The sequence below is a fragment of the Bradyrhizobium australafricanum genome, from assembly GCF_020329495.1.
Taxonomy (GTDB): Bacteria; Pseudomonadota; Alphaproteobacteria; order Rhizobiales; family Xanthobacteraceae; genus Bradyrhizobium; species Bradyrhizobium australafricanum.
Genome location: NZ_JAGKJL010000026.1, coordinates 1 through 22,130, shown reverse-complemented (window position 1 = coordinate 22,130; position 22,130 = coordinate 1). Strand labels below are relative to the sequence as shown.

The following is a 22,130-nucleotide window of genomic DNA, read 5'->3' as shown; positions in this document are numbered from 1 at the left end:
GCCGTTGCCGGATGTGGGTAGTCCAGAAAACGGGTGCAAGCTTTGTACGAAACAGACGAATGCACATTGCTATCACCGTGGACGTGCTCAAAGTGGACCACAAGAGTAGTCCTGAACCGTGCGCGTCATGGTCATCGGACGCGAATAGCCGAGCCGTTCCGCAATGGCGGGCTCAAGTAGTAACAATTATTGTGCTCCATGCCACTGGGCGGTACAATAAATCCCTTACGTAAGGTCCGTCCCGGACATAGGAGACCGGCGACATGTACGGGTACGTCGCGCGTGCCAACATCGATCGCTATCTCAGCGTGCTCTACAGCACTGATCTCACCCACCATGAGCGACAGGCGGTCACGAAGTTGTTGCTCGGCGAGTTGGACAAGCTCGGTCATGACCCCGCGCAGCTAGAGTTTGCCGAAAAGCGAGCCGCGAACGGCCGCGAAAGGGTGAACCACGCCAGGCGCCTACGCGAATCCTATGCACTCGGCACAACAGAACGCGAAGAATCGGATAGATTGTTGGTAGCGGTCGAAAGTCTTCAAAGCCTGCTGGATGCTTTTATCGTGGCTTGCACGAGTTCTCGGGGCAACTGAGACGGCGATTTGATCGTAAAAATGACACCAGGTGCGGCACGATATCGACTTGATCTTCGTCACATTCCTGCTTGTCCATCGCTTCTAACTCTAGCTCAAGTATGGATCTCCATGGCGGAGATCGAATTTGCTGACTGCGGCTTTATGTCGTGAACCGCTATCCGCGGGATGAAATCCACCAAAATCGACGCTGCAAGGCCGCTATCAAGCGTCACCTGAGACCAAATTGCATTCAAACACCGCGCTTAGTGAAAGATAATGATGCGATCAAAAGCGCCTCGTTGGCGAAATGGACCAGGAGCAGCACATGGCCTGTCATTTCTACCGACTGCTTTACCGATTCCGCATGCGCGCATATGCCGAAACACTGTTTCGGCGTAGCAGGCACGAGAAGCAGGAAAGACTCTGGCTGCAGTGCAGCTTGATGAGGCTTGGGAGTGAACTACGACAATCCGACCACTGGTCCAGCGCAGCGGGGCAGCCGGTGCAGGACGCGGCCGAAGCCATCTTCAGTCCCATCTGAGGATGCGGAAAGGCGTGCTGCCGAGAACAGCGCGTTAGGCCGCAGCAAGCGCCGCCGATGCCGGCGTTGCGAGAGGATGTGCATCGGCATCCACAAACAACATGAAGAGGCGTGAGGAGCACGCAACCAGCGGTGTGCCGGCAAGCGGCAATAACGCGCCCCCTCATCGGCAAAACCTCCGGTCGCGCGCTGCAGCCGGTGTGCGGCGCCGACGCGATCATCGTTCGCGCCTCCTGTGAGGGCGGTGACAATATTCTTCCAGCGAACCGACGGTTGAATGGCATACGTGCTCGTCGGCGCTGCGATGAAATTGGGGCCGGTGATACTGCACGCCGGCCGGGCCCCAGAACGATCATTGGTCGGCTCAAAGAGACGGCCGGCAAGTAAGAGAAGCTCTGCAGAAGACGACAAACGTCTGATCGCGGGATGCGGCACGAACCGTATGTTGCTGCCCGAATGCCCTACATCACGCAGGTGCACGATGATCGATCATGCACATAATTTACGCAGCGCGCCTTATGCATCGCATGACAAATGGCCCCGCTCCGGCGGGCTTTCACTGCCTATCCTCTGCCCCTTGAATAGATCAACAAACGCCTTCGCCAGGGCGTCGGGCGATGTCGCGCCACGCGAACGTTTAGCGAAGTCGGCGGCCTATCCTGACACTCTTCACACAAAACAGGCTGAAGAGGAGAATCAGAACGCCCGCGCGTTCGAGTAGACTTGAACCGAATGTGCGTGAGCTGGCTACGGGAACAATACACACGTCTGCTTTGCAGCGCGTAACCGCTCCCAAACCAAGGCCACAGCGGCGCTGCGGTTGGAAGTCTGTCCCACGTACTGCGCGAAATACGCGCACAGAGGCTCGATCCAGAACCCGATACTCCTACCGATGGCCTCCAATGCTCCACACTGAAGCGAAACCACCTGGCAAGCGATAATAATCACTGTGCAGCTGTGTGGAGGCATTGAGAAGTTCGGCGAGATCGAGTTTCGGTCGTTCAGCTTCTGCGACGCAAATCGTTTCGCGCTTAGAGATCTCGCGCATTTGTCCGATTCGTACAAAGTCTGCAGCTGCCAGCCAGCCCACCCAATCAATAAGACCACGCAAGCAGTGCGCTGGGGCGAATAGGTCTGAGGCAGCCTTTAGATCATCCGATCGTTAGCGTCCACTGCGGCACGATTGGAAAGGCGATTCTACTGCGATTGGAGATTGCAGATATCACGCCGGTGCTGGAGACCATTCCGGCTTTGTGCGGCGCTGCCTTTGCTATGAGGCGCAAGGCGACGGAAGCAGTCGATCACTTTCAATCAAACTCGATCGAAGCATCTCATTTCACAGCCACGTCAGGATCTGAAGGCGATATCGCGACAGGAACATCCTTGTGATCCCTACCAAGATCAAATCATGGTAGATCATCATGAGTTGATATGACCGATTCACTCAAAGCCCAGACGCATAGTACCGACGGCATCACGGCGCCGCTGCGGCACGCGACCTTCAGGCGCATCTGGCTTGCGAGCCTCTTGTCTAATGTCGGTATCCTGATTCAAGGCGTTGGTGCTGCCTGGGCCATGACGCAGATGACGTCGTCGGCTGACAAGGTCGCGTTGGTGCAGACTGCACTCTTACTGCCAGTGATGCTGATATCGATGCCAGCCGGGGCGATCGCGGATATGTATGACCGCCGTATCGTGGCGCTGGCCTCCCTTGGATTGGCGCTCGCCGGGGCGACCGGGTTGACGTTAGTCGCCTGGCTTGGCTTGGCCACGCCAAACCTCTTGCTGATGCTATGCCTCCTTGTCGGCAGTGGTATGGCGCTGATGGGGCCGGCCTGGCAATCGTCGGTTAGTGAACAAGTTCCGCTGGAAGCACAGCTGCCTGCGGCCATCGCGCTGAACGGCATCAGCTACAACATTGCGCGGAGCGTAGGTCCGGCAATCGGCGGGGTCGTGGTGGCAACTGCGGGTGCAGTGGCGGCATTCGCGCTCAACACGTTGCTCTATCTGCCGCTGATTATCGCGTTGTTGCTCTGGAAACGTATGAGCGCGCCCGCGCGCTTACCGCCTGAAAGATTGAGCCGGGCGATGGTGTCTGGCGTACGCTATATCAGCAATTCACCGTCGATCAAGATCGTGCTGACCCGCAGTCTGGTGACCGGCATCGTTGGCGGTGCAATCACCGCTCTAATGCCGCTGGTAGCACGCGATCTCTTGCATGGCGACGCCCAGACCTACGGCATCATGCTTGGCGCTTTTGGTCTGGGTGCGGTGGTCGGCGCATTGAATATCACCGAACTGCGCCGGCGGTTGAGCGGCGAGGCGGCGGTCCGCGCCTGTGCGTTGTCCATGGGCGCAGCGATGGCTGCGGTTGGGCTCAGCCGCGAACCGGTGTTGACCGCAGCGGCACTCGTCCTGGCGGGAGCCGTGTGGATGATGGTGTGGGCGGTATTCAACATTGGAGTGCAGTTGTCGGCGCCGCGCTGGGTGGCCGGACGCTCGCTTGCGGCTTATCAGGCGGCGAGCTCAGGCGGGATTGCCGTCGGCAGCTGGGGTTGGGGCCGTCTGACCGACGCGGCCGGGGTCGAAACCGCGCTGCTGGTGTCGGCCGCCCTGATGCTCGCCTCACCACTCATCGGCCATTGGCTGCCCATGCCCCGTATCGGCGCACGGGGTGAGGAGCCTGAGCCGCTCGCCGATCCCGAGGTGCGACTCGCCTTGACCGGACGCAGCGGCCCGCTCGTCGTCGAGATCGAATACCGAGTTGCACAGGAGAATGCGAGAGCGTTTCATAATGTGATGCAAGACGTGCAATTGTCTCGCCAGCGCAACGGCGCCTACGGCTGGTCGATCGCGCGGGATATTGCCGATCCGGAATTGTGGACCGAGCGCTATCACTGCCCGACCTGGCTCGACTACTTGCGTTCGCGGAACCGCTCGACGCGGTCGGAACGCACATTAGAGCAGCGGGCCATTCACTTCCACGTCGGCCCTGCGCCGGTACGGGTCCGTCGCATGCTGGAAAGGCCGTTCGGCTCGGTACGCTCGAACGACGACACGACCGAGTGCGCGGCCGGCGAACTGGGAGCGGAGATCGCAAACCCGCCAAAGGCACTCCGTAGCCGGCCACTTCGCCCCATCAAGTGACCCAGCTTGCGGGTAGGTTGGGCCGGACGACGGTAATCGACACGCATCACACGAAAAAACGGTACCCAACATGGACGCTCTGTACATTGCTCTCGCGAAAATCGGCGAGAGCGTCGAACCGAGAAAGCGACAATCGTGGGGAGATTTCCGGCGAAAGCGACGAAAGGTTCGGGCTTTTGTACACTCTTTTTCAAAACTCACGCTTACTGCAACTTCGGTGGCTTCGTAGTCGGCCGGCCGTACATCTCAAGCACTTTGGCCGCGTCATCGAGCTGGTCCGGCAGACACACACTTTCTTGGGTTAGGAGCGTCAGCTTTGCCCAAGGCGCATTTCTCCGCTTTTCTTGTGCCGAACTTCAACAAAGTAAGGCCGAATGACGCCGCAAAAATGCAGCGTCACCCGGACAACGCAGAAATGGCGCAACCAAAAGCCGCATAATTTGCTTGCGAAGCTCAAAGTGACGAGCTGCCGCTCCGATCTCTTCTTAGATGGCATTCGAGGGTGATTCATGGGCAATCATGACCTTGTCTCCGGTAGCCTCCTCGCGCTGACCGCAACCAGCTTCGCGCTACTCTGCTCGAGCCTGCTCGTCTTTGCTTTCATTTGAGACCGTGCTGGTTGCCTTGCGCGCGCTATCGAGGCGATCACGCCGTCGGAGCATGAAGTGTTTGTACGCCCCCAAGGGACAATGTTCGCGCACGACCTGAACGATCGTCTCTGCTTTCGGCTCGACCGACCGCTTGGTCTAAGAGGCGGCGCTTCAGACGCGACAAGCTCTGTACGTTCCGGATTGATCTATTCCTTTCATAAACGCTCGGTTCAGTTAGTGTCCAGCAAGACAACGCCGTCATTGAGATAGTGGGCGGTATGGGATCGGACGCGCGGCGAAGATGAGACGGGACGGAGAAGTTTGCGTTATCGTTGCCTATTCGCATGCGAGCCGGCTCGTTGCCCTGCTGGAACGACATCGTCATGTACTGTTTCTGAGCGATGGACTGTCTGCCGATAGCTCCCGAACCTGGTCTCATCAAGTCAAGGTGGGCTCCTGCTCCCTCGTGGCGGTGCAATTGAACTGTTTGATGCGCGATCATGACTTTATCTCTGGTTGCTTCCTGGCACCAAGCGCCGCTGGGGATCGCCTTGCTCTGCTCGAGCTTACTCGCCGTTGCGTTCCCCCTGTGAGGACCACCCCATGAAATCACTCAAGCTGATCGGCTTTGCACTTGGAGCATCGATTGCAATGTTCACCGCGGCGTCGGCTGAGGAAATCACCATCGCCGTCGCCGGACCAATAACCGGGGGCGAGTCTGCCTTCGGGCGCCAAATGAAGAACGGCGCCGAGATGGCGGTAGAGCAGATCAACGCTTCAGGCGGCGTACTCGGCAAGAAGCTCACCCTCGACATCGAGGACGATGCCTGCGATCCTAAGCAGGCGCGATCGGTAGCGGAAAAGGTCGCTGCCGCTAAGATCCCGTTCGTTGCTGGGCACTTTTGCTCCTCGTCATCGATCCCGGCCTCGGAAGCCTATGCGGATGGCGGTGTGCTGCAGATCACGCCGGCTTCGACCAACCCGCTATTCACCGAGCGCAAGCTATGGAACGTGGCGCGCGTCTGCGGCCGCGACGACCAGCAGGGGCAGGTTGCCGCCCGGTACATCACGAAGCACTTCAGCGGCAAGAACATAGCGATTCTGAATGACAAGACCACTTATGGTAAGGGACTCGCCGACGAGACGAAGAAGGCACCCAACAAGGCGGGCATCGCTGAGAAGATGTACGAGTCCTATAACAAGGGCGACAAGGATTTCAATGCGATTGTCTCGCGACTGAAGCATGACAGTATCGACCTCGTCTATGTCGGCGGCTATCACCAGGAAGCGGGCCTTATCCTGCGCCAGATGCGCGATCAGGGCCTGAAGACCGTACTCATGTCGGGTGACGCGTTGGCTGACAAGGAATTTGCCTCTATCACCGGCGCAGCTGGAGCAGGTACGCTCTTCACCTTCGGACCAGACCCACGCAAGAAGTCGACAGCAGCTGCGATCGTCAATAAATTCAAGGCCAAGAATATCGACCCCGAAGGCTACACGCTCTATACTTACGCTGCGGTGCAGGTCTGGATGCAGGCCGCAACCAAAGTCGGCACCATCGACCCAAAGAAGGTGATGGACACGATCAAAGCGGGCTCTTGGGACACTGTGATCGGCACACTGGAATACGACGCCAAGGGTGATATCAAGCAGCTCGACTATGTCGTTTATAGGTGGGACGACAAAGGCGGCTATAGCGAGACTAACCCGACCGCGTTCTGACGCATCTTAGTGCGAGACATCAAAGTTAGCGTCCTTAGGAGGCAGGACGGTGATCAATGTCGATCGAGTCGACTGCTCCAAGGCAGCAAGCTACGGCCGGAAGAAATTGAATGTCTGAGCTCAGCCTATGCACGGGCCCTGCGCTCGCTCTGCTTGGTTGATCGAGACGACCCTATCGCCGAAATCATTGCCAAGAAGGTCATCGAGCTTGGCGCAAGCGGGGTTGGCGATCCAGCAGAGATATCAAAGCGCGTCATCGAGCAGCTTGGTGTCCATAGACCGCCATCGGTCTAAAGCGGGCACGCACATGCGCAGTTTCGATCCTATTCCCGCTCGACTAGCCTGCCACGGGTTCAACGCTCACGGGCTGGACTCAATGGGAGCCGATAACTTGGCCCAACGCAGACGTTTTAGCGGCGGGCACGATGAGGGATCCCTTCGCCGGACTGCAGTCACCGGACTGCAGTCATCGGTTTCGGCTTATGGAGAGTTTCGACTATCGGACCGCGCGACGCGCGTTAGCTCAGGCACCCATCGTTCCACGAAGATGTTCGACTGGCAATTGCGGCCCCGCCCCATGGAAATCAAGGGCGGGGCCGCTCCCCCCTCCCCCCGGGGGACGCCGCGCTGCCGATGACAACGGAAAGTCTAACTGCGATCCCCTGTCATTTATCTCATACGCCCAAGCGGCTCACCTGCACTGTGGCTTTCGGTCCTCGGTATTTTCCGCGACGTGCCGCAAGACCAGTTGAGAAAGCTGCACAACTAGATCTTTGAGACGGGCTATTTCCTGCCTGCACCGCGCCAACTCACATTCTTCTTCCGTCACTTTCAATGCTTCATGGCGGTCCCCAGCCGCATGACTCATGTTTGACCTCAATCCGAGCAGGTAGTCAAGAACGACGGCTCAAGCACATCCCACGCCCGAACTCTACTAGAAAGCCCGTATTTTTACGCGAGTAAACACTGTACGCAGCGATCCAAAGATCTCGCTACCTCGGCCCAGTGTGCCATTGCGGCTACAGATCTGAGCGCATCGTACAAAATCTCGCCTGGCATGACGGCACGCAATAAAGCTTTGTTCCTCTTCGAGTCCGGGCTTGCGCGAGGAGATCTTCAATTGCGCGGCTGATCCGCGGCCCACCAACCTAGAAACCACGCTCTATCTTGGGCCGCTTCGATCGCCGCTCCGTCGGAACCTTTCGCAGTCATATTCCATAGTTTTCGAAGGCTCCTCAGTGCGGCGGCGGTCCGCATCACGCACGCAGTTTTATCTCGCAAGATGTCCGCGCCCTCCTGGGTTGAGCGGGGACCATTCACTCGCACTCACAATTGAGAAGAATGGCGCACCGACTACGCTGCGCGATTGCGCCAACCCCATAGTGGGAATTGAGTTTGTTTGCGATACGGAAGATGTCAGCCGAGCCGACGTCAGCAAAGCGCTCCTGAACATTGACATCTTTCGCTTTGGGCGACTGCGGCTGTGCGCTGACGGGATTGCGCCGTCATCAAAGGGAACCGCGCAGAATGGTCACGGCCACGCAGCTGGTGAGATAGGTGTCAATAGGTCGCGCACCCCGGCGATAGAACGGGTATTGCTTGCCGCACCAAAAGCTCATTGCGCGCCTGCGCGGCGTCGCCGTCACAGAACTTCGTCGCTGTAGTGATCTCTGCGGAGGGTACGACAAATCGTGCGGCGAAATCGCTCAAATGTTCACCTGTGCAAGCCCATTCACCTAAGCAGATACGACCCCGCACCCTTGCGGATCGCGGATTACTTAGCTGCCTGTAAAAGATCGGGAGAGCGTGGATTTTCATGGTGCACGCCGCAGCTCAAGCGGCTTGATTCGTACCTAGCGTCACGTTGTAGCATTTCAAAGCAGGACGCGAAGGGTCCCTGGCAATCTGGCGGGGCCGCTCCGGCAGAGGCGAGACAATGACACGGTCGACGCTACTTTAGGAGGATCTTCGAAATCATGCCGATTGAATGAGCGACGATGACAGATGATCGCGGGCTGTCAGTGTTCGGCGAATATCGCCTTGGTAAAAAGGAAATCTACGCCAGACTTTTCGACATCGATCCTTTCGTGTTTGGAATTTGCGGTGAATGCTTTGCCGCAAATAACCGTCGGCAGCCCTCCCTCTGTCGACGGGAGCTGGCGCGACGAGTCTCGTTCGCCCAGACTAACTTCCGCCCGGCTCTCAAAATGAGGCCGGGCTTTTTTTGCCGCATGATGTGCGGCTTTGGTGTTCCTGCTAGCCGGCGCCTGATGAGTTGCGAAGAATTCGGGAGATCAATAGTCCCGGCGGCCTGCAAAACGCGAGCCGCACGGCCTTTTGACGACGCTTAATCAAAAAAGCTCGCGAGCACCCGCTCATCGTGCAAACACGTTTTTCTCACCCACATCCGGAAGGTTAGCTGGATTTGGACAACTGCCTGATCCCATAGTTCTATTCGATGGTGTCGCGGCTTCTGAAGAGCCATTAGTCATATTCATGCGGTTGCGACTTGGATGGTCTTGAATCGTACGTAGCGTCACATTGTACGATCTTGCGGTAGTTCGCAATGATACGCAGCAGTTGATCAGCTGAACGAAACCAAACCGGACAGTCTTGGGTAATCGTGCAAATGCCGCGCGTTCATCGTTGGCTATGCCAGCTGTCTCAGGCAGCCGGTCACTGATGAATGGGACTTCGATTGCGCATCGTCGATATTTGTTGCCAAAGGTGGGATTATGAGGGCCGATATCGTTGATGTATGCGTGATCGGGAGTGGTGCCAGCGGCTTGACCGTTGCATACGAGATCGCCCAGCACGGTTTGCGAGTGCTCCTCCTCGAGGAAGGTCAGGCGCTTCCTCCCGACGCCTCGCTGGCGAGCGTCCAAGATGGTATGGATACCGCGCTGGTGAAGTCTGCGGCAGGTACGTTGACGCCGTTTGGACGTCCCTGGACCGTGTGCGCGCTCGGCGGCGGAATGACTTTGTACGCCGGAATAGCCTTCCGCTATCGGACCATAGATTTTGACGCGCGAGCGCACGTGGCCGGAGACGCGCTTGACCCTACCTGGCCGATCAACTACGCCGAACTACGCCCGTTTTACGAGGAGCTAGAACGGCGCATGGGAGTGGCCCGCCTAGCCGGGGCAGACCCATACGAACCACCGAGCGATCCTCCCGTTCTGCCCCCGCATGACTACAGCGCGAAGGGGCGGCTGATCGCCGATGCCGGCGGACGCCTAGGCCAGCTACCTTTTCCCACCCCATTGGCTATCAACTCCGTACCCTATCGCGGCCGGCCAGCCTGCCATTGCAACGGAACTTGCAACGAGCATCTGTGTCCTACCGGCGCGCGGGCCGACGCACGCTCGCCGTTCACAGATGTCGCGCTGCCGCCCGGCGCGCTGACAGTTGCACTCGGCAGCAAGGCTGTGCGCATCGATCTGGCTAACGTCAGCCGCGCGGATTCCGTGGAATGGCTGGATACTCTCAGGCGACAACGCGCTCGGATCCGCGCACGCTGCGTGGTACTCGCCGGCAACGCAGTGCAGTCTGCCGCCCTACTGCTAAGGTCGGCTCAGCGGGCGGCGCCCAACGGCATCGGCAACGCCTCCGGCATGGTCGGCAGTGGCATCTCGTTTAAAATCAGCGGCTACGTGTCCGGTAGCACCGCAATAGGTGCAATGCCCGCGCGCCCGGCCGGTGGCCCATTCTCCACCGTTGCGATCTCCGATCACTACCTGGACGAGGATGCTCCTTCGGGACTCGGCGGAATGATCTACGAAGCGAGTCGGGTTGAGCGCACGGACCGCGACGGAAAGATAACACTACGGCTGCATTTCCTGGCGGCCGACCAACCCATGCGCAACAATGCGGTCCGACTTGCCACCAGCCTGGATCGGCTGGGTTTGCCGAAGATCATTCTCGATTACTGGACCCATCCGCTGGACAAACGCCGATTAGGCTATTTGTGCCGACGTGCGTCGAACTTGCTGACGGAGGCCGATGTGAAACAAGTCGATTATCAGGATTCCAATTATCAGTTCGGCAGCGGACATCTGCATGGCGGCTGCCGTGCCGGTGTCGATCCGACCCAATCCGTGGTCGACCGCTGGGGCCGGGTGCATGACATCGACAATGTCTATGTCGCGGATGGCGGCTTCTTTCCCTATTCCGGAGGCGTCAATCCGACATTCACCATTCAGGCGAACGCGTTACGGATCGCTCGAAGAATAGTCACGCAGCTCGCCTAAGGGCATGATTATCAAACGGAGAGGGCTCATGTCCATCGCCAGCCCGACTACCACTGTGGCCGTGATCGACGCGCACGGATCAGCACTACGCCGCGCGTTGCGCGTCACCGCGTCGGAGAAGTGGGATCTCAATAGGCGTTTTCCGGTCGTATTGACGCGCGCCTCGGGTGCGCATGCATGGGACATCAATGGAAGGCAATATGTCGATTTCACCTCCTGTAGTGGTGCTGCGCCGCTCGGAGCCGGATACGAGCCGGTCGTGGAGCACGCAGCCGCCGAGATGCGCCGTACCGGCGGCATATTGCCCGGCCCCCTGTCCGTGCACCGGGTCGAATTGGCCGAGCGGTTGGCGGAGATCTTCCCCGTCGCGGAACGTTCAATGTTCTTCCGCACGGGATCCTGTGCGACCACCGCCGCCGTCCGCCTTGCCCGCTCATTCACAGGCCTGAACCATGTGCTTACCAGCGGATATCATGGCTGGCACGACTGGCAGTTGCAGGACCGGCCCGAAATGGGGCTACCCAATCGGGATCGAGACAGCGTGGATTTCCGCTACAATCTAGACTTGCTCGACGAGCTGGCAAGTGTCCAGCGCGTCGCCGCGGTGATCATCACTCCGGAAGTCAACTTCTTCCCGCCCGAATACCATCAGGAATTACAAAGGCTGGTGCATCGGCACGGCGCCTTGCTCATACTTGACGAGGTGATGACCGGATTCCGCTACGGCATTGGCGGCTACCATAGGGCGGTCGGCATCACACCCGATCTGATCACGCTAAGCAAGGGATTGGCCAATGGAATGGCGCTGTCCGCAGTCGCGGGGCGCGCGGACGTACTCGCCGCCGCGGAGAAGACATACATGGGCAACACTTACCAGCGCGAGGTTACCCCATTCGCGGCCGCACTAAGCACCCTGCACGCGCTGCGCGACGGGACCTTGCTGGCTCGGATGCGCGAGGTTGGCGATCAACTGATCAAGGGGCTTAACGAGGTCTTCGCCAGACAACAGGTCGCAGCATGGGCATTCGCCTGGCCGACTATGTTCGATGTCGTATTTGCCAACGCTGAACTTGGCCACGCCTTTTTCCAGGAGATGTGGGCGCGGGGCTTTCTTATGCAGTACGGCGGCCGCTTCATGCCGTCGGCGGCGCTATCCGGCGCCGATGTGCAGGCGGCCATCGAAGCTGCTGGAGAGGCTCTGCCGGCGGCGCTGTCCCGCATGGAAAACATCGGCAGCGACCCGGATCCAGTCGCAGCCGCTGTACGGTTCGCCAGGGACCATTTCGTGGCCACTCCGGGGGCGGTTCGGCGCTGGTTTACCGCACCCGGCTGCGGATGAGCACGCATTTTCCAACGGAGAACACGGCCATGCCGCTGCCCAATCCATTTTCCACATCCCCGGTGCTGCTCGGCGGCGAGAACCGCTCGGGCACCACATTGCTGAGCATCGTGCTGGATTCGCATCTGGATTTGGTAGTCGGGCCGGAGATAGACTTCCTCGAACCACTCAATCTCGGTCCGCACATCTTGCGCGCGATCGACCTGCTCGCGCCCGGCGATTTCCGGGTCGCGGGCATGACCAAAAACACTGTCGACCCGTTCTGGTATGACGGGATGCATTTTGTGGTCCAGTGCCGCCGATTCGGCCTCGACTTCGATGATATCCGTGAATTGGTCAGCAAGGTGATGGCCGAGACGGGCGACGATATTGTTTCGTTCGCCGCCCGATGCCGCCTTATCAACGAGATCGGCGAGTTGCGCCGAGCACGTAGTGGGGCCCAGCGCTGGGGCTTGAAACTACAGCGTAAGATCGCCCGAACCGACGACTTCGCCCGGCTGTGGCCGCGCGCACATTTCGTTCATATCGTGCGGGACGGCCGCGACGTTGCCGCCTCTCATCTGAATACCGTTCCTGATTGGGGATATCGAACGGTTGCCGACGCCGCGCGCGGTTGGCTCGAGGTGGTATCCCAGCCGCATCGAATTGCGCCGCCTGGTCGTTATCTCGAGGTGCGTTACGAGGATCTTGTAAGCAGTCCCCGTCCCACTCTGGCCCGAATTCTGGATCACCTCGGCCTGCCTTGGGATGAGGCCGTGCTACGTCACGCTGAATACGAGCACGTATTGTTCGAGCAACCGCACGGCCATCCGGCGGCCGAGGCTGCGGGCAAGCCGCTGCACCAAGGCAGGATCGGTCGTTACGTCCAAGATCTGACGCGAGCCCAGATCGAGGAGTTCGAGCAGATCGCCGAAAGTGAGCTGAGCCGACTGGGATATTTGTCGGTTCGTAGCCTGTCTGGCGACGCGTGAGCCGCCCGCGCCGGTTCGTCCCGCTGCGCGGACTGCGACGAAGTTATCTTGCGTTGCTCGTCGGCCAAACTATTTCGCTGCTGGGCTCCAATGTAACCATGCTAGCGCTGCCGCTAACCGCAATCACCTGGCTGGACGCTGGCCCGACGCAAACGGGACTGCTCTTGGCCTGCGGTCGGGCGCCGTACCTGGTGGTGAGTCTGTTGGCCGGGGTCATTGTGGACCGCCTCCCGCATCGGCGGATCCTTTTGACCGCCAATCTGGTGATGGCGGCGACGCTGGCCACGATTCCCTTGTTCGCCAGCCTTGGACATCTTGGACTGGTTCAGTTGTACATGACAAGCATGCTGGTTGGGATCGCCGCAGTGATCGCTGACGTAGCTTATCTGGCGTGCATACCCACCGTCATCGACCGCTCAGAGCTGGTTCGGGCGCAGAGCTCATTGGAGCTCAGCCAAGCGGGCGCGATGGCGGCAGGTCCGTTCCTGGCCGGTTGGCTCGTCAACGAATTCTCCGCCCCGACCGCGATACTGGCGGACTCGGTTTCGTTTCTGCTTGCCGCCGCGTTGCTGTCGCTGGTGCCGATGCGTCGCGCTCGGTGCTCAGAGGCCGCATCGAGCGCGGTGCTCGGACAAGTGGCAGAGGGGCTGGCGAGCGTGTTCGGCAATCCGATTTTGAGGGCAGTCACGTTGGCCAGCGGCACATTCATCTTTTGGCACAACGCGTATTCTGCGGTCTTTCTGCTGCATCTGACCAAGGATCTCGGGCTCGACAGCCGGGTCGTCGGCATGGTGCTCGGCATCGGCGCGCTTGGTGGAGTGATCGGCGCGGCTATCTCACCGCGGGCGGGCCGGGCAATTGGCCTCGGCCCAATTTTAATGATCGGTTTGGCGGTGAGCGCCGGAGGAATGAGCTTGACGACCCTGCTCACCCAACCCTTGTGGGCCGCAGTTGCATGCGTGGCACTTTCCCAATTCATTCTGTGGATCGGCCAAGGGATTTACAACGTGCAGCAGGTTCCCATTCGATATGTGTTGGTGCCGCAGCACTTACAGGGCCGGGTCAATGCGAGCATCCGCAGCGTGGTGTGGGGACTGGCCTCATTGGGTGCGCTGGCTGGCGGCGCGGCCGCTGCTGCAACGAGCCTGCGTACCACATTGCTCGCGAGCAGCGTGCTTGGCACGGCCTCGATAGTGTGGATTTTGCGGTCGCCGCTGCGCCACACGCGCAGCTTGCGTCGGTGACTGCGAGGGACCCGCTGATGGACATCAAAGAGTTCGGCGATCTTGATCGGCGGCCAGGCCGGCTCATGGTGTGGCGAGTCAACGTCCCCGACCCTATCAGCTGGCGGCCTGACCCGCGCCGCCCGTCCTATGTTCAAGAGGAACATCTTCGCTCTGCGGACGATGGCCGACCGGGTTGGCTTGGCGCAGCATTCGACTTGCCTGGCGAGTTCAACGCCGCCGCGCTAAGCAAAGCGATCCTCGGCTGGGTCAACCGGCACGAGGTATTACGCAGCCGCTTGACCAAGGATGGGTCGGCAATTCATCGCACAACGATTGATCCGGGCGCGGTGGCGCTTGAGAAAACCGTAGTGGGTGACCGCGTCGATGGCGACGATTTTGCTCAGCTCCTGGAAAAGCTGTTTGACGCGGAGACCACCCCCCTGCGCTGGCCGGCGTATGTCTTTGTGACGATCAGCCGGCCGACATCCACGAGCCTCCTGCTCGCCTGCGACCACTCTGTTAGCGATGCCTACTCGATGGCCTTGGTACCGTATGAGATCCGCGAATTGTACACAGCCGCGATCCATGGAATGGCCCCCCAGCTGGCAGCGGCGCACAGCTATCTGGATCACGCCGAGGCCGAACGAGAGCGAGTGACCAGCCTAACCGATGACCATCCCGCTATCGGCCACTGGCGCGAGCTGATCGCGGCGAACGGCGGTCAATTACCCGACTTTCCGCTAACATTCGATGTGCCGGAGGGTTCCGTGCAGCGCAGCGGACAAATGTGGCTGCTCGATGCGGCTGGGGCATCCGAATTCGATCGCGGCTGCAGGGCTCAGGGCGGAAACACGGCGACGGGACTTTTCGCCTGTCTGGCGCTGGCAGGAAAGACACTGGCGAACCAACGACAATTCCACGCCGTTGCGCCCTTTCACACCCGGTACGATCTGCGCTCGATGCGTTCGGTTGGATGGTATGTCGGGATGAGTCCGGTGAGCTTCCGGGTGGCCGATACGTTGCCTGAAATCCTGCACGCCGCCCGGCTCGAGCTCAAGCGCGCCAAGAAAACAGCTCAAGTGCCGTTTTCGAAGGCGATGGAGCTGCTCGGCACCACACTGCGCGACCGTTTCATGGTATCCTACATGGACAATCGGACGGTGCCTGGGTCGGACTGCTGGCCCGACTGGCGGACGAGATTTCTGATCAGCCGCAGCTCTGATGCTTGCGAGACGTACCTATGGGTCAGTCGCTGGCAGGACGGGATTTCCGCGAATTTCCGCCACCCTGGTACAGCCACCGCGCGAAGCGCGATGGATCACTATCTTGCTGAAGTGGCTGCACAGGCACATCTGATCGGCCGCGCTCATCCACCACCGCAACTCTCCATCGACTGACGAAGGTGGCTGAAAGTCGACCAAGAACCGCCTGGGCTACAATTAGATTATCCGTGCTTGGGTGATCAGAAGCGAGGTCAAATCTAGGAGATCCGATCAAACCCTGCCGAGAGCGACACCTCCAGGGAGGCAGGCGCAAGCATACGCCCTATCCGCTCTATGTTTTTGGTTCGGACGACTTTCTCACGGGTGGCGCGAGCGATCAAGATGAGTCGCCAGCCCAAGCCAGAAAATTCTCATTCCTGACAGCAACAGGCACAGTGCCGACCTGCATGTCGGGTTTACAACGCCGATCAACTGCGAGCTAGCATCCCCATATGCGTGTTCTTCTGAATTGAGAGCGATGGCACGGTCGTTGCAAGTCTTCGTTCAATGGATGGATTCGCTTCCCGCATGGATCGGATGTTTTTCGGACTCATTGCTAATGCAGTTGTATTCGCAACGTAATGACGCAGAGGTGCTCATCGACGATGCTTTCTACCAGCAACGCAGAATACAAGCTGCAGCTGACGAAGACGATCAGCTCGCTATACTCACCTCACTGGGCGATTGACTTTGGCTGAACAGGAATGCTTCAGCATGCTTTCTCATCTGCACACCAACAGCAGTAAGTGCGCAATCGAAGTGGCGAGTCTTAAGGATCTACGAGAACTGATGCAATTGCTCTGGCATTTATTCAAAGCAGTGGATCGGCTTCCTAGAGGGCCAGAGCACGCAGCAGCAGTTCAGACGATTAAGCGCTTAGAGCGTCGGCTGGCAGTGCTGGTTCATGCATCTGAGAAGGCTCGAGCTGCTGGCCTCGGGGTCGCTGACCGTGGCGGGCTCGCTGAATAAATGATTGTCAGACCATCACAAAGACCGTCGAGAGATCCTACCTATGCGAGCGTCGCCAAGACTGCATGGCGGCCGGAGATGTGAAAGAAATGTTCAGAGCGCACCTATCCGGACCACCGCATCGTTTTGCTTGGTAATCGGCCGTCGTGCAGCGGCACGCTGGAGAGAATACGCAGCAAGCCTTCCAGAGGTGAATGAGGGGCGGATAGGTGGCAGGCGCTAAAGGCGCGTATTCCTGAGCAGTATATCACCTTCCACAGAGCGGGGATAATGGGCCGCCACCTCGAACGACGGTAATAGATCAAGAATGGCTTGCATCGACAGCTGCCCTTCGTAGAGCTCTCTATCGCTATATTCCGTGTAGATGAATCGCGTGTTGCTCAAGGTCTGCATGCCGCCAGCGATGACGTCGGCCTCCGCGCCTTGGACATCCATCCAGATGAAATCGACCGTATTCACCTTAGCGTCGCTGCACCAATCGTCCAGTCGCCGAGTTTCAACCGAGAACGGGCGATCGAACCGAACCCAATCATACTCGGTAAGATGGTTTTTCGGCCGGCGTATTGAGCCAGAGAGATCCCATTCTTTTGCATCTCCATCCGCATTGCTTGGATGGAAATCGATCGTTCCGTTTCGATCACTGATCGCGATTTCAAGCAGCTTCACCTTCGCGAGGGAAGGACCCAACTTCTTTCTGAAGCGCGCGATCGCCCGAGGGTCCGGCTCAAAGCAATAAAGCTGAGCGTTTGGGCACAGGGTAAGAAAATGCTGCGTATCGGTTCCGTCATTGCAACCGATATCCAAGATGACCGGATTCGGCTTCTGAAGAAGTGAGATGATGTGCTGATGTACTTCTACAGACGACGACACAGGTTGTTTTTCCATTGGCGCGGAGATCGGTTGAATTCGTCTTCAAATCCGCAATCACACGCCAGACGCTTCGGCACAACGTATATCAACGTATATAATCCATATGCCGGTCCAACTCCCTTGATCAGTCAGCGCTATTGAATGAAATGCCGTCGACACCAACCAGGCCGGCCGCATAGTTGCTCCCAGCCGAATTCGTATGAGCAGATTTGGTCTGCGGGCTGACAACGAAGATCCGTGGAAAAAGCTACGGAAAGAGACTGTCCGCGCTCGATTGCCGTCCATCCGTCGATCGTCCTTCCGGGTTCTCGTGAATGGCCAGACCTTGCTGCGCCAACGTGCACGATTTGGCCAATGCGCTGGCAGTAAACTCGAGCTTTGACGAAACGCAATGTCAGATTCGTAACAGCTTGGCGAGCTGTGTACATGAGGGCGTTTGCTTCCGGACGAATGAACGCGCCGGCCAAGTGCGCGATTCAGCAGAACTGCAGGCGGATTACTCCGCTCATCTCTGGCCTGGCTCTTGCAGTAATTGGGCTGTTCACAATGTGCCCATCTCTACTCGTTCAAATGCTCAGGAGGCTTGCATGAATTTCCGTCCGCTTCACGACCGCGTCGTGGTCAAGCGCATCGACGCTGAAGAGAAGACAGCTGGCGGCATCATCATTCCCGACACAGCCAAGGAAAAGCCCTCGCAAGGCGAAGTCGTAGCGGTTGGTCCAGGCGGCCGTGACGAGGCCGGTAAGCTGATTCCGATCGACGTGGAGGTCGGCGATCGCGTGCTGTTCGGAAAGTGGTCAGGCACCGAGGTCAAGGTCGACGGTCAGGAGCTGTTAATCATGAAGGAGAGCGATATCATGGGCGTTCTCACCGATGTGTTTTCCAAGAAGAAAGCCGCCTAGTCCAGCGCTCCCACCGCTCAGCCCTGACGAGCGCCTTGCCGGGCGTACCGCAGGATGAGGAATTACACTGAGGAATTCGATTATGTCAGCCAAGGAAGTCAAGTTCGGCGTAGAAGCGCGAGACCGCATGTTGCGCGGTGTCGACATCCTCGCCAATGCCGTGCAGGTCACCCTCGGTCCGAAGGGCCGCAACGTGGTGCTTGAGAAGTCGTTCGGCGCTCCCCGCATCACCAAAGACGGCGTCGCCGTCGCCAAGGAAGTGGAGCTCGAGGAAAAGTTCGAGAACATGGGCGCGCAGATGGTGCGCGAGGTCGCGGCCAAGGCGGCGGACGCGGCCGGCGACGGCACCACGACGGCGACCGTGCTGGCGGCTGCGATCGTGCGCGAAGGCGCCAAGTCGGTCGCCGCCGGCATGAACCCGATGGACCTGAAGCGTGGTATCGACCTCGCGGTCGAAGCCGTCGTGGCCGACCTCCAGAAGAACTCGAAGAAGGTCACCTCGAACGAGGAGATCGCCCAGGTCGGCACCATTTCGGCCAACGGCGATGCCGAGATCGGCAAGTTCCTCGCCGACGCCATGAAGAAGGTCGGCAACGAGGGCGTGATCACGGTCGAGGAAGCCAAGTCGCTCGAGACCGAGCTCGACGTCGTCGAGGGCATGCAGTTCGACCGCGGCTACATCTCGCCCTACTTCGTCACCAACGCCGACAAGATGCGCGTCGAGATGGACGACGCCTACATCCTCATCAACGAGAAGAAGCTCTCCTCGCTGAACGAGCTGCTGCCGCTGCTCGAGGCCGTGGTGCAGACCGGCAAGCCGTTGGTCATCGTCGCCGAGGACGTCGAAGGCGAAGCCCTCGCCACCCTCGTCGTCAACCGCCTGCGTGGCGGCCTGAAGGTCGCGGCCGTCAAGGCTCCGGGCTTCGGCGATCGCCGCAAGGCCATGCTGCAGGACGTCGCGATCCTGACCGGCGGCCAGGCCATCTCGGAAGACCTCGGCATCAAGCTCGAGAACGTCACGCTGCAGATGCTCGGTCGCGCCAAGAAGGTGATGATCGACAAGGAGAACACCACGATCGTCAACGGCGCCGGCAAGAAGGCCGACATCGACGCCCGCGTTGCCCAGATCAAGGCGCAGATCGAGGAGACCACCTCGGACTACGACCGTGAGAAGCTGCAGGAGCGTCTCGCCAAGCTCGCAGGCGGCGTCGCGGTGATCCGCGTCGGCGGCGCGACCGAAGTCGAGGTGAAGGAGCGCAAGGATCGCGTTGATGACGCGATGCACGCGACCCGCGCGGCTGTCGAGGAAGGCATTCTCCCGGGCGGCGGCGTCGCCCTGCTCCGTGCCTCCGAGCAGCTCAAGGGCCTGCGCACCAAGAACGACGACCAGAAGACCGGCGTCGAGATCGTGCGCAAGGCGCTATCTTGGCCGGCTCGGCAGATCGCGATCAACGCCGGTGAAGATGGCTCGGTCGTGGTCGGTAAAGTCCTAGAGCAGGATCAGTACTCTTACGGCTTCGACGCGCAGACTGGCGAGTACAGCAACCTTGTCTCCAAGGGCATTATCGACCCGACCAAGGTCGTGCGCATCGCGGTCCAGAACGCCTCCTCCGTGGCGGCGCTCTTGATCACCACGGAAGCGATGGTTGCCGAGCTGCCGAAGAAGATCGCGCCCGGTCCCGCCATGCCTCCCGGCGGCGGCATGGGCGGCATGGACTTCTGATCGGCCTCTCAGAGGATCGACCGATGGAACCCTGGCAGCAATGCCGGGGTTTTCGACTTCGGGCAAGCTTGCACCAGCAGCCTATTGCAGCCTGGAACTAGATCGGCGATTGGCCGCGAAAAACCCCAACGGCCGAAACCATCGCGCCCCATTTATATAAAGTTATATAAAGCGCCTAAGTTAGTTAGCCTGACGTCTTCTGGCGCCGCTCGGCGTTGAGCATAATGGAATGGGCCTCAGCATAGCGACGGATGAACCCGTCAGGTATGCTAGGGAAAGTACGCTGATTGCCCCCACCTTGTGCCGGAATGCACTTTGCCCATCAACCACTGCATATTGATGACGTCCCATGAGCACATGTCCTCCGATCGCGGATTTCGGGCCTCTCAATTCGAAGCCAACGTTCCAGATCGATCCAAGGATCTGTTGTGTCAGATGTTATCTGGTTGAGTTGGGGAAGCACAGGGCCACGCACATGATGGGGAATGAGTTTTGACAAAGGAGCAACTTGCTCGAGACGCCGCAGAGATATTTCGATTGCTGCTGCATTTCGATCGATCAAAAATCAAGCCGCGCGCCGCCGCGTTGTCGGGCGTGTAGAGGCAATGGCCGAAGGCCAAAGAGCCGACGAAGCTCTGAACGAAGCCGCAAGCGATGTACATTTACTGTAGCGTTCTGCCTCAACACTCGGGTGAGCAACAACGAACATGGTGTTTGGCATTGTCACAGCTGTCCGACCAGCACAGTTGTGGCGGCGTGCCGAGATCCTTCCTTGGGAACGCAGGGCTATCTGGCGGCGGCCAAAAGAATAAATTCGGCTCAGGCGAAGGAAGTCGCTGCGGAATACACGCTGGCTAAGAAACGGATGCGTCACGAGAGCGGTCGTTAGTCGAATCTCCTTCAGGCATGGACGATCCATCCTGCTGATCCAGCATTAGAGAAATAGCGCCGACAAGGTTCTTTAGTAGTCGTTCGTGAAGAACTGGCGGCGGCGCCCGGCTCAAGCGGCGTTTCGAGCCGGGACGGTCTCGAAGAAGGCTCGGATGATGGCACGCAAGAGCTCTGCGAGCCATCGCAGCAGCAGGCCGAAGTTATAGCCGGCAGCGGCGAGAACAGCGTTGATGCGGTCGCCGAGGCGTCCCTTGAGATAATTTCTGTCCATGCGGTGCTCGGCCTTGACGTGGCCGATGACGGGCTCGACAGCCGCGCGACGCTTCATCTCGCGACGGATGGAAGCTATGACGCGGCGGACCTGACCCGAGATCCAGACCCTGAACCGATGCGGGTGGTTGTGACCGCGATATCCTTTGTCGACGTGGATACCGCGAGCCTCCACCCCGGTGAGCTTCTCCATGTCGGCGATTACGGGACCGAGCGTGTGCCCATCGAAGGGATTGCCATGCAGCGCCTTGGCGCACGAACTGGCCGCCCTTCGGAGACGTCACAGGGGTGGCGATGCTGACCTTGCAGCCGAACTCGTAGGGCGCGCGGGCTTTACCCTTGCCGATGCACTCAACCTCCGGAGCATGTAACGCATAGACCTTCGGACCGCGCTGATGCTGATCCTGGCTGCGCACCTGCTGCGCTAAACCGAGCAACGGGCCGAAGCGAGCTTCCAGCACCGTATCGCCATCAATCTTGCGGCGGATGTCGCGGATGATCCGGCCAAGCCGTGTCCGCAGGAACTTGAGCTGCCGCCGGGCGCGTTTGAACTGGTGGGCGTGGGTATAGCGGCCGGTCATGATGGCGGCGCGCTTGGCCAGGCGCAGATAGCTCTGGCGTAGCGGCACACGGTTGCGCTTGGCGAGCCCGACCAGCTTGATGATTGCTCGATGCAGGAGCCGCGCGTCGGTCGGATGCGCAACCGCCTTGGGCTGCACCGTGGTATCGACCACCACGCGCTCCAGGTCCTTCGGGCCGAGGGCGCCTGTCTTGTGCGCCACCGACAGACTTTCCTGGATTAGCGCAACGAGCTGCTCCTCGCCGAGCCGCTGCCGCCAGCGCGTCATCGACGATCGATCGAACGGCAGACGGTGGCGGAAG

11 protein-coding genes and 1 pseudogene are annotated in these 22,130 nt (G+C 59.4%); 10 read left to right on the top strand and 2 right to left on the bottom strand.

What is annotated here, in order from left to right; translation table 11 throughout:
* Positions 1-263: 263 nt before the first annotated feature.
* The 8 genes from J6525_RS22970 to J6525_RS22935 all read left to right on the top strand — a co-directional run bounded on the left by J6525_RS22970 (position 264) and on the right by J6525_RS22935 (position 15,758).
* A complete protein-coding gene (locus J6525_RS22970) occupies positions 264-593 on the top strand; it encodes a hypothetical protein (RefSeq protein ID WP_141342374.1) in 330 nt (109 codons plus the stop codon).
* A 1,954-nt stretch (positions 594-2,547) separates the two neighbouring features.
* The gene (locus J6525_RS22965; RefSeq protein ID WP_225646403.1) at positions 2,548-4,263 is read left to right on the top strand and encodes an MFS transporter; all 1,716 of its coding nucleotides are present in this window, start codon (positions 2,548-2,550) and stop codon (positions 4,261-4,263) included.
* Between the two features lie 1,193 nt (positions 4,264-5,456).
* Positions 5,457-6,575, top strand: coding sequence for a branched-chain amino acid ABC transporter substrate-binding protein (locus tag J6525_RS22960; RefSeq protein ID WP_225646402.1), 1,119 nt, complete (start codon positions 5,457-5,459; stop codon positions 6,573-6,575).
* A gap of 2,735 nt (positions 6,576-9,310) precedes the next feature.
* Complete coding sequence (locus tag J6525_RS22955) at positions 9,311-10,825, top strand: FAD-dependent oxidoreductase (protein ID WP_225646401.1); 1,515 nt, start codon at positions 9,311-9,313, stop codon at positions 10,823-10,825.
* Positions 10,826-10,853: 28 nt separating this feature from the next.
* Positions 10,854-12,164 carry an aminotransferase class III-fold pyridoxal phosphate-dependent enzyme gene (locus J6525_RS22950; RefSeq protein ID WP_225646400.1) on the top strand — a complete coding sequence of 437 codons (1,311 nt, stop codon included), beginning with the start codon at positions 10,854-10,856 and terminating at the stop codon, positions 12,162-12,164.
* 29 nt (positions 12,165-12,193) lie between these two features.
* Positions 12,194-13,135, top strand: a complete 942-nt coding sequence (locus J6525_RS22945; protein ID WP_225646399.1) for a sulfotransferase — start codon at positions 12,194-12,196, stop codon at positions 13,133-13,135.
* A 53-nt stretch (positions 13,136-13,188) separates the two neighbouring features.
* Positions 13,189-14,379 carry an MFS transporter gene (locus J6525_RS22940; protein ID WP_092090287.1) on the top strand — a complete coding sequence of 397 codons (1,191 nt, stop codon included), beginning with the start codon at positions 13,189-13,191 and terminating at the stop codon, positions 14,377-14,379.
* Positions 14,380-14,396: 17 nt separating this feature from the next.
* Positions 14,397-15,758 carry a condensation domain-containing protein gene (locus J6525_RS22935; protein WP_225646398.1) on the top strand — a complete coding sequence of 454 codons (1,362 nt, stop codon included), beginning with the start codon at positions 14,397-14,399 and terminating at the stop codon, positions 15,756-15,758.
* A gap of 1,053 nt (positions 15,759-16,811) precedes the next feature.
* Here the strand turns inward: J6525_RS22935 and J6525_RS22930 are convergent.
* Positions 16,812-17,477: an FkbM family methyltransferase gene (locus J6525_RS22930; RefSeq protein ID WP_225646397.1), complete on the bottom strand. Its 666-nt coding sequence runs from the start codon at positions 17,475-17,477 to the stop codon at positions 16,812-16,814.
* A 572-nt stretch (positions 17,478-18,049) separates the two neighbouring features.
* Here J6525_RS22930 and groES point away from each other — a divergent pair.
* Together groES and groL are read left to right on the top strand one after the other, a co-directional pair.
* A complete protein-coding gene (gene groES / locus J6525_RS22925) occupies positions 18,050-18,364 on the top strand; it encodes a co-chaperone GroES (protein ID WP_092090272.1) in 315 nt (104 codons plus the stop codon).
* Between the two features lie 82 nt (positions 18,365-18,446).
* A complete protein-coding gene (gene groL / locus J6525_RS22920) occupies positions 18,447-20,087 on the top strand; it encodes a chaperonin GroEL (protein WP_225646396.1) in 1,641 nt (546 codons plus the stop codon).
* Positions 20,088-21,087: 1,000 nt separating this feature from the next.
* On the opposite strand, the pseudogene J6525_RS22915 reads toward groL, so the two are convergent.
* Positions 21,088-22,130 (bottom strand): annotated as a pseudogene (locus J6525_RS22915) (IS5 family transposase); the annotation flags it as partial.